Origin of the sequence: Hydrogenophaga sp. (assembly GCF_051007235.1) — a bacterium.
Taxonomy (GTDB): domain Bacteria; phylum Pseudomonadota; class Gammaproteobacteria; order Burkholderiales; family Burkholderiaceae_C; genus Hydrogenophaga.
In genome coordinates, this window is sequence record NZ_JBPCSJ010000115.1 from 1 (window position 1) to 9,604 (window position 9,604).

At 67.8% G+C, this 9,604-nt stretch carries 7 protein-coding genes and 1 pseudogene; 1 reads left to right on the forward strand and 7 read right to left on the reverse strand.

The window, feature by feature from the left end; all coding sequences use genetic code 11:
• Positions 1-25: 25 nt before the first annotated feature.
• The 7 genes from ACR2JA_RS04250 to ACR2JA_RS04280 form a co-directional block, all read right to left on the reverse strand.
• Positions 26-2,182, reverse strand: coding sequence for a methyl-accepting chemotaxis protein (locus ACR2JA_RS04250; RefSeq protein ID WP_434007873.1), 2,157 nt, complete (start codon positions 2,180-2,182; stop codon positions 26-28).
• Positions 2,183-2,212: 30 nt separating this feature from the next.
• Positions 2,213-4,189 (reverse strand): methyl-accepting chemotaxis protein, encoded by a 1,977-nt coding sequence (locus tag ACR2JA_RS04255; RefSeq protein WP_434007874.1) that lies wholly within the window; start codon positions 4,187-4,189, stop codon positions 2,213-2,215.
• Positions 4,186-6,285, reverse strand: a complete 2,100-nt coding sequence (locus ACR2JA_RS04260; RefSeq protein WP_434007875.1) for a chemotaxis protein CheA — start codon at positions 6,283-6,285, stop codon at positions 4,186-4,188. The genes ACR2JA_RS04255 and ACR2JA_RS04260 overlap by 4 nt, the downstream gene beginning before the upstream one ends.
• Positions 6,282-6,599, reverse strand: coding sequence for an STAS domain-containing protein (locus tag ACR2JA_RS04265; RefSeq protein WP_434007876.1), 318 nt, complete (start codon positions 6,597-6,599; stop codon positions 6,282-6,284). The genes ACR2JA_RS04260 and ACR2JA_RS04265 overlap by 4 nt, the downstream gene beginning before the upstream one ends.
• A gap of 77 nt (positions 6,600-6,676) precedes the next feature.
• Positions 6,677-7,048: a response regulator gene (locus ACR2JA_RS04270; protein WP_434007877.1), complete on the reverse strand. Its 372-nt coding sequence runs from the start codon at positions 7,046-7,048 to the stop codon at positions 6,677-6,679.
• A gap of 22 nt (positions 7,049-7,070) precedes the next feature.
• Entirely contained in the window at positions 7,071-8,123 is a 1,053-nt protein-coding gene (locus ACR2JA_RS04275; RefSeq protein ID WP_434007878.1) for a methyl-accepting chemotaxis protein, read from the reverse strand.
• Positions 8,124-8,283: 160 nt separating this feature from the next.
• Complete coding sequence (locus ACR2JA_RS04280) at positions 8,284-9,327, reverse strand: RNA methyltransferase (protein WP_434007879.1); 1,044 nt, start codon at positions 9,325-9,327, stop codon at positions 8,284-8,286.
• 74 nt (positions 9,328-9,401) lie between these two features.
• Here ACR2JA_RS04280 and ACR2JA_RS04285 point away from each other — a divergent pair.
• Positions 9,402-9,604 (forward strand): annotated as a pseudogene (locus tag ACR2JA_RS04285) (pirin family protein); the annotation flags it as partial.

The following is a 9,604-nucleotide window of genomic DNA, read 5'->3' on the forward strand; positions in this document are numbered from 1 at the left end:
CTGGGTGGCCATGGAGGGTCTCCGGTCAATAGGGGCGGAAGTTGCCGGTGCCGGTGCGCGGCACGGGCGCGCCCGCCACGGCCGCCATGCGCAGGCCGGAAGCCACCGCCTTGCGCCGCGGTGCCGGTTCGGGCGCGCCGCGGCGCACCACGATCTCGCCCTCGCCGCTGCTGAAGAAGGCCACCGACTGCTGCAGCTGCTCGGCCTGGCCCGAGAGTTCCTCGGACGTCGCCGCCAGCTCCTCGGAGGCCGAGGCGTTCTGCTGAGTGGCCTTGGAGAGCTGCCCCATGGCGCCACCGATCTGCGTGACCGACTGGCTCTGTTCGCTGGACGCTGCCGCGATCTCCTGCACCAGCTCGCTGGTGCGCTGGATCGAGGGCACGATCTCGCCCAGCAGCCGGCCCGCGCGCTCGGCCGTGTCCACGCTGTTGCCGGCCAGGTCGCCGATTTCCTTGGCCGCTTCCTGGCTGCGCTCGGCCAGCTTGCGCACCTCGGCGGCCACCACCGCAAAGCCCTTGCCGTGTTCGCCCGCGCGTGCCGCTTCGATCGCCGCGTTGAGCGCCAGCAGGTTGGTCTGGTAGGCGATGTCGTCGATGATGCCGATCTTGGCCGCGATCTGTTTCATCGCCTGCACCGTCTGCTTCACGGCCTCACCGCCATCGCCCGCTTCTTTGCTGGCCTTGGTGGCCATGCCGTCGGTGACGCGGGCGTTGTCGCTGTTCTGCGAGATCGACGCCGACATCAGTTCGATGGACGCGGTCGTCTCTTCCACCGACGAGGCCTGCTCGCTGGCCGCCTGCGACAGGCTCTGCGCCGTGGCGCTGACCTGGTTGGCCGCGCCGGTCAGCGCGTCCGCCGCCGAACGCACCTCTTCGATGATGCCGGCCAGCTTCTCGCAGCTGGCGTTGGCGTCCTGCTTGACCTGGTCGAACGTGCCGGACGCTTCGCGCACGATGCGCTGCGTCAGATCGCCATTGGCCAGGCCCGAGAACACACGGCCCACGTCGTCGACGATGCCAGCCAGGGCCTCGCTGGTGGCGTTGGCGTCCACCTTCACCTGGTTGAAGGTGCCTTCATAGCCGCGCGTGATGCGCTGGGTCAGGTCCCCGTTGGCGAGCGCACCGAACACCCGGCCGACGTCCTCGAAAATCACCGACGAGGTTTCCACCAGGGCGTTCACCCCTTCGCACAGCACCGCCACGGGGCCGGACTTGCCCTGCATCGGAATGCGCTGCGTCAGGTCGCCGCTGCGCGCCGCCGAAGTCACCTGCTGGGCCTGTTCGACGGCGCTCTCCAGCATGTGCTTGGTGTGCATCTGCTCGGTCACGTCGGTGGCGATCTTGACGATCTTGATCAACGCCCCGGTTTCGTTCTTCACGGGCGCATAGACGGCCTGGATGTACACATCCTGCCCGGACTTGCTCACGCGGCGGAACACGCGGTTCTGCGGCTTGCCGTCGTTGAGGTCGCGCCAGAACTGGTCGTAGGCCGGCGTGTTCGATTCGGCCGGATCGACGAACATTCGGTGGTGCTGGCCGACCACCTCTTCGCTGCGGTAGCCCAGCACCTTGAGGAAGTTGTCGTTGGCGCTGAGCACGCGACCGGTCAGGTCGAACTCGATGTAGGCGTACGAGGTGTCGATGGCGGCCAGGATGCCGCGCGCGTTCTGCCGCTCGATCTCGGACGTGGTGATGTCGTAGCGCACGCCGAGGTACTTCATGGGCTTGCCGTTCTCGCCCAGGATCGGCGCGATCACCGCATCCACGTAGTACGGCGTGCCGTCCTTGGCGCGGTTCTTGATGATCCCGCGGAACATCTGGCCCCGACCGATGGTGGACCACATCTGCTTGAACACGTCCTTGGGCATGTCGGGGTGCCGCGTGGTGTTGTGCGGCTGGCCGATCAGCTCCTCTCGCGAGTACTTCGACACCTCGATGAACTTCTCGTTGATCGACAGGATGTCGCCCTTCTTGTCGGCCTCCGAGACGATGCTGGTCTCGTTCATGATGTCCGTGCGGACCTTGAGCTCGGACTCGACCGCATCGAGCCGGGCCTTCAGCTCCGCCAGCGCAGATTCGGCGGCAGCGCGGGCCTTCGACTGTTCTGCCAGCGTGGCGCTCAACTGCGAGAGCTCGCTGCCGGCGAACAGCTGGGCCATCCAGGAGGGTTGGTGCTGTGACATGGTGTTTTCCTTCTTGGTGTGGAACAGGGCTCAATAGGGCCGGAAGTTGCTGGTGCGCGGCACGGGCGCACCCGCCACGGCCGCCATGCGCAGGTTCGAGGAGCCCGCACGTCGCCGCGGTGCCGGTTCGGGCGCGCCGCGGCGCACCACGATCTCGCCCTCGCCGCTGCTGAAAAAGGCCACCGACTGCTGCAGCTGCTCGGCCTGACCCGTGAGTTCTTCGGACGTCGCTGCCAGCTCCTCGGAGGCCGAGGCGTTCTGCTGCGTCGCCCGCGACAGCTGGCCCATGGCACCACCGATCTGCGTGACCGACTGGCTCTGTTCGCGCGACGCCGCCGCAATTTCCTGCACCAGATCGGAAGTGCGCTGGATCGAGGGCACGATCTCGCCGAGCAACTTGCCCGCACCCTCAGCCGTGTCCACGCTGTGACCCGCGAGGTCACCGATTTCCTTGGCCGCTTCCTGGCTGCGTTCGGCCAGCTTGCGCACCTCGGCCGCCACCACCGCAAAACCCTTGCCGTGTTCACCTGCGCGAGCGGCCTCGATAGCGGCGTTGAGCGCCAGCCGGTTGGTCTGGTAGGCGATGTCGTCGACGATGCTGATCTTGGCGGCGATCTGCTTCATCGCCTGCACCGTCTGGGTCACGGCATGACCGCCCTCGCCGGCCTCTTTGCTGGCCTTGGCCGCCATGCTGTCGGTGATGCGCGCGTTGTCGCTGTTTTGCGAGATCGAAGCCGACATCTGGTCGATCGAGGCCGAGGTCTCTTCGACCGACGCGGCCTGCTCGCTGGCGGCCTGCGACAGGCTCTGCGCCGTGGCGCTGACCTGGTTGGCGGCGCCGGTGAGGGCTTCGGCCGCCGAGCGCACCTCGTCCATCACCTCCGACAGCTTGTCGCAGGTGGCGTTGGCATCGTTCTTGACCTGCTGGAACACGCCTGCGTACTCGCGCTCCATGCGCTGACTCAGATCTCCACTGGACAGCGCGCCAAAGATGCGCCCAACATCCGTGAATACAACGCCCGTGGTCTCCAGCAGAGAGTTGATGCCTTCGCTCAACACCAGGGGCGCACCGGTCTTGCCTTCTATCGGAATGCGCTGATCCAGGTCGCCCTCCTTGGCCGCCGCGATCACCGCCTGGGCGTGTTCCGCCGCCTCGCCCAGCATGCGCGCCGCCCGAATCTCGGAGGTCACGTCGTTGGTGATCTGGACCACCTTGAACACGCGTCCCATCTCGTCCTTGACCGGCGCATACACACCCTGAATCCAGACATCGCTGCCGGACCTGGTGATGCCCTGGAACGTTCCACTGCGCGACACCCCCTCATTGAGTTCCCGCCAGAGGTCGGCATAGCCTTCCTTTCCTGCCTTGGCCGGATCCACAAACATGCGGTGGTGCCGTCCGGCCACTTCCTCCAGCCGGTAGCCCATCATGGTGAGAAAGTTCTGGTTGGCCTGAATCAGCAGGCCGTCGGTGGTGAACTCAGCGTAAGCCGACGAGTTGTTGATGGCATCGACGATGCCCTTGGCGTTCTGCCGCTCGATCTCCGAAGCGGTGATGTCGTAGCGCACGCCGAGGTACTTCATGGGCTTGCCGTTCTCGCCCAGGATCGGCGCGATCACCGCGTCGACGTAGTACGGCGTGCCGTCCTTGGCGCGGTTCTTGATGATCCCGCGGAACATGTCGCCACGCCCGATGGTGGACCACAACTGCTTGAACACCTCTTTGGACATATCCGGGTGCCGCGTGGTGTTGTGCGGCTGACCGATCAGCTCCTCTCGGGAGTACTTCGACACCTCGATGAACTTCTCGTTGATCGACAGGATGTCGCCCTTCTTGTCCGCCTCCGAGACGATGCTGGTCTCGTTCATGATGGCGGTTCTCACAGCCAGCTCCGCTTTCACGGTTTTCAGCTCCAGCTCGGCGGCTTCAAGGGCCTGGTTCAGGCGTGTGAGCTCGCTGCCGGCGAACAGTCGAGCGAGCGGGGATACAGAGAGCTGTTGCGTCATGGCGTCAATCCTTCAGGGTGCGTGGGTACAGACGGGGTGGTGTGCGGGGATATCTTGAACGGTTGCCGCGCCCTCGCAGGCGGGTGGGTCGCCAGCTGGCTGAGGGAGGCCACATCAAAAATCAGGGCGACATCCCCGTTGCCCAGGATGGAAGAACCCGACATGCCGCGCAGGCTCTTGAACATGCGGCCCAGGGGTTTGATCACGGTCTGGTGCTGGCCCAGCAGCTGGTCGACCAGCACGCCAAAGCGCTGGCCGCCAAACTGGATCACCACCACGCTCACGCGCTCGGGCTCGGGCGCATCGAGCGCGTACAGCGTGCGCAGGCTCACCACCGGCAGCACCTGGCCGCGCAGCTCGACCACACCGCGCCCGCTGGCGTCCATGTCGGCGGCGGCCGGGCGGTTCTCGATCACTTCGACCACCGCGTCCAGCGGGAAGATGAAGCGCGAGTCGCCGACACCGATCAGGAAGCCGTCGATGATGGCCAGCGTCAGCGGCAGGCGGATCTCGATGGTCGAACCCTGACCGGCCTCGCTGGTGAGCAGCACCGAACCGCGCAGCGCCTCGATGTTGCGGCGCACCACGTCCATGCCGACGCCGCGGCCGCTGAGGTTGGTGACCTTCTCGGCGGTGGAGAAGCCGGGTTCAAAAATCAGCTTGAGGATGTCGGCGTCCGGCGGCACCACGCCCTGCTCCAGCAGGCCGCGCTCCCAGGCGCGGGCCAGCACCTTCTCGCGTTGCACGCCGCGGCCGTCGTCGGTGATGCGGATCAGGATGCTGCCGGACTCGTGGCAGGCCGAGAGGATGAGCCGGCCCTGCGCCGGCTTGCCGGCGGCGACGCGCTGCTCGGGTGTTTCCAGGCCGTGGTCCAGGCCGTTGCGCACCAGGTGCATCAGCGGATCGGCGATGCGCTCGACCACCGACTTGTCGAGCTCGGTTTCGCCGCCCACGATCTCCAGCGCCACGTCCTTGCCCAGCTCGGCCGCGGTGTCGCGCACCACACGCCGAAAGCGCGAGAAGGTCTCGCCGATCGGCACCATGCGCAGCTGCAGCGTGCCGTTGCGGATTTCCTCGATCAGGGCACTGATCTGTTCGTTGGCCTCGATCAGCGAGCCCTGGCGGCTCGCGCGCGCCAGCAACGAGGCGCCGGCACCCGCGATGACCAGCTCGCCCAGCAGGTTGATCACGGCGTCGAGCCGGTCGGCCTGCACGCGGATGAAGCGCTGATCGTCCATGGCGGTGGCGCCGCCTTCGCGGGCCTTGGCCGGTGCGGCCTTGGGCGCGGGGCTGGGTGCAGCGGGCACGGCGGCGGCGTCAACGGCCAGCGGTGCGGCCGTCTCGGCCACGGCGGGCGGTGTGATGGCCAGCGTGCAGTCGTCCCGTACGAAGCTGAAGGCGGCTTCGATGGCGTCCTGTGGCGATGCCGTCACCAGGTCGAAGTCGAACGCCAGGTGGCAGCTCTCGGGGTCCAGGGTGTCCAGCCCGGGCACGGCGGAGGCGTCACAGACGATGCGGGTGATCTCGCCCATGCCGCGCACGTAGTTCAACACCGCCAGCGGGTCCATGCCGTTGCGAAAGGTGTCGGCCAGAAAGGCCACAGACACGTTCCACGGCCGGTCGGCGGCGGACGGGCCAGCGGCCGGTGGCGTGGCTCCGGTGGCAGGGGCGCCGGCCTGCGCCGTGTCGCCGCTGAAGGCCTGCAGCCGGGCTTCGAGGTCGGCGCGGGTGGCCACGGCGTCGGCGTCCGCCTGCGTCTGTGTCTGTGCCAGACCGATCAGGTAGCGGATCTGGTCGTTGCACTGCAGCAGCAGCGTGCTCATGGCGGGCGTGAGCGTCACGGCGCCATCGCGCAGGCGGTCCAGCAGGGTCTCGACGTGGTGTGTGAAGGCCACCACCTCGTCCAGGCCGAAGATGCCGGCCGATCCCTTGACGGTGTGGGCGCAGCGGAACAGCGCACCCAGCAGGTCCTGGCTGTCCGGCTCGTCTTCCAGCTGCAGCAGCAGCTGTTCCAGCATCTCCAGCTGTTCGCCGGCCTCGCTGATGAAGGCGGGCAAAGCCTCGGCGATGAAGCTGTTGTCTTCCTGGGCGCTCATGCAGGGGCTCCTTCGGGGGTGCAGGTGGCGAGCCAGTCGCCCAGGCCCAGCGCACTGCAGGCATCGCACAGCACGGCACTGGGTTGTTGCAGGACCAGGGGCTGGCCCTGTTGGCTCAGGGTGTGCGAGAGCGAGACCAGCAGTTGCACGCCCGCCGCGTCGATCTGGTCGACAGCGCTCGCATCGAGCGGCCAGTGTTCGCTGCCCGCATCGCCTTCGGCAGGGCGCTCGCCCAGCCAGGTCAGGCACTGGCCCCTGAGTTCGCCCACCGTGTAGATGGTCAGTTCGGCAGGAAGGGTGCGCGTGTGGCTCATGCAAGTTCCTCGGTTGTCGTCGCCGGCCTGCGGGAGGGGGTCGTGTGCAGCGCGCCGGGGCGCTGCACGTCAAGGTGTCAAGGCAGGATCAGCTTGGACACCGCGTCCAGCAGTTGCGGCGGGTTGAAGGGTTTGACGATCCAGGCCTTGGCGCCGGCCGCCTTGCCCTGCTCCTTCCTGGCGTCCTGACCCTCGGTGGTGAGCATCACCACCGGCGTGAACTTGTGGCGCGGGTGCTTCTTGACCTCGGTGACGAAGGCGATGCCGTCCATCACGGGCATGTTCACGTCGCTGACGATCAGGTGCACCTTGCCCGCCTTCTCCAGCTGGGCCAGGCCCTGCTTGCCGTCAGCGGCTTCGAGCACCTCGTAACCCGCGCGGTTGAGGGCCAGCTTCACCACCATGCGCAGTGAGCTGGAGTCGTCGACGATCAGAATGGTCTTGGCCATGGAGACTCCCGGGTCGGAGGGTTCAGAAAAAGGTGGTTTCGCTGCTGCTGCCGGCAGACGCTGGCGCAGCGCCGCCGGCGCTGCGCTGCTCATCGGTGGTGTAGCCCGCGGTGAGCAGGGCCTCCCATTCGGCGGCATCGGGGACGCGGCCCTCGGCCAGCGAGGCCTGCAGCCGCTCGGCCGCCTGGGCCATGGACTGGCGCACCTGGTCGAGGATCTGGTGCACGCGGTCCTGGAACTGAAAGGCCACCATCAGCTGCTCCACCTCGGCCTTGACCATCGCGCCGCGAGCGCGCAGCTCGACGGCACGGGTGTTGAGGTCGGACACGGCGCCGTCGACGCGCGCGATCACGTCGCTGATCAGCTGCCCGGAAGCGTTCACCGCCTGGGCGTCGCGCCGGGCATGGGCATCGGCCTCTTCCAGCGCCTGGTGCATGCGGGAGCCGAACCGGTCCACCTGGTCGGTGATGTTCTTGCCCGTGTTGCCAGATTCGGTGGACAGCCGCCGCACCTCGGCGGCGACGACCGAAAAACCGCGACCGCTTTCGCCCGCGCGCGCCGCCTCGATGGCCGCGTTGATGGACAGCAGGTTGGTCTGGCGCGCGAGCTTGCTGACGTCTTCGGCCATCTGCGCCAGGCTCTGCGAGGCGGTCGAGAGCGAGCGCACCGAGCCGAGCATGGCGTCGCGCGATTGCACCAGGTGCGAGAAGGTCGCGAGCAGCTCGCGCAGCCGCTCCTCGCATTGCGCGAGCATGGCGGCCCGCTCGTCCACCTCGGCGTCGGCGTCATCGCTTCCGCCGGACGGCGCCACGATCGCGTCCAGCGTCTGGAGGATGGAGGTGAAGCCGCCCAGTAGGGCCTGGGTGGCCTCGTGCATCTGGTCCTGGGCCGTGCCCAGGTGGGTGGACCACAGCTCGGAGGCCTGGGTCAGGCGCTGCGCCACCTCGCCCAGCATCGGCGGTACCGCTGGTCGCGGCGACGCTGGCAACAGCCGCGCCAAGGGCTGCATCAGCCAGGCGCCCAGGCCGCCGGGCCGGTCCGCCGACGCGGCATGGGGGTGCAACAGGACACGCATACCAAGGTGCTCGATGTGGATGGAAAGGTGGCGATCCTGTCAGCCGAACGGTTTCAGCCGTTCCCCATCGAATCACCGGTTCTTCCACTATCGACCGGAATGCGCCGACCTTAAGACCAGATAAAAGCCCCGGATGGCCCGGTTATCGCGCCAGCTGGGCTCAAACCGCGGCGCGGATAGGCACCGTTCGCCGCGCCGGCGGCTCGGCCCGCGCCCGCAGCTGCCCACACCCCCCGTCCACGTCCTGCCCGGCGGACATGCGCAGCTTGGTCAGGATGTGGCGGCGGTGCAGGCGGCGCGCGATGTCGGCGGCCTTTTCCCAGCTCGGCCGCACATAGGGCATGCCTTCGGTGGTGTTGTAGGGGATCAGGTTGAGGATGGCGTACTTGCCCGTGAGCAGGCGCACGAGGCCCTCGATCTCGTCGTCGCCGTCGTTGATGCCGTCCAGCAGCGTCCACTGGTACTGAATGGGGTAGCCGGTGGCGCGGGCGTAGGCCTCGCCGGCCTCCACCAGTTCTTCGGGCGTGAGCAGCGGCGCGCGCGGCAGCAGCTCGCGGCGCAGATCAGCCTTGGTGGTGTGCAGCGACAGCGCCAGCGCAGGCTTGACGGCGCCACGCGGCAACTCGTCGAACACGCGCGCGTCGCCCACGGTGGAAAACACCAGGTTCTTGTGGCCGATGTTGCCGGCCGTGCCCAGCAGGTCGATGGCTTCCAGCACGTTGTCCAGGTTGTGTGCGGGCTCGCCCATGCCCATGAACACCACCTTTTTCACCGGCCGGCGGGTGCGCGCCAGCGCCACCTGGGCCACGATCTCGGCGCTGCCCAGCTGGCGGATCAGTCCCGTGGTGCCGGTCATGCAGAAGCGGCAGCCCACGGCGCACCCCACCTGGGTGGACACGCACAGGCCGGGCGTGCGGTCGGGCAGCAGCAGCACGCTTTCGACCAGCTGGCCGTCGCCCAGCTTCACCAGCAGGCGTTCGGACCCGTCGTCGCCCGGGTGGGCGGATTCGAGCTGGGCGAGGCCCGCCAGATCGGCTTCGAGCGCCGGCAGCGCGGCGCGCAGCGTGGCGGGCAGGAAGTGTTCGATCTGCCGCTTGCCCGCCGTCTGCGGCAGGGCGTTGCTCCACAGGCGGAGCACGCGGTGCTGGTGTTTGGGCAGGGCGCCGAGCGACGCGAGCCGCTGGCGCAAGTCTTGGATGCGCATAGGCTGGATTGTCCCTGACGGTCTTGCGAAACGCGGCTCCGCCCCACAATGGACCTTCAAAGGAGACTCCCACGATGAAGTCCGTGCAATTCATCCAGCGCAACACGCAAGGCCACTGGGTCGGCGACGGGTTCCCCGTGCGCACCCTGTTTTCGTACAACGACGACCCCGCCGCGTTCTCACCTTTCCTCATGCTCGACTACGGCGGCCCGGTGGTGTTCGAGCCGACCACCAAACGCCGCGGCGTCGGCGCGCACCCGCACCGCGGGTTCGAGAC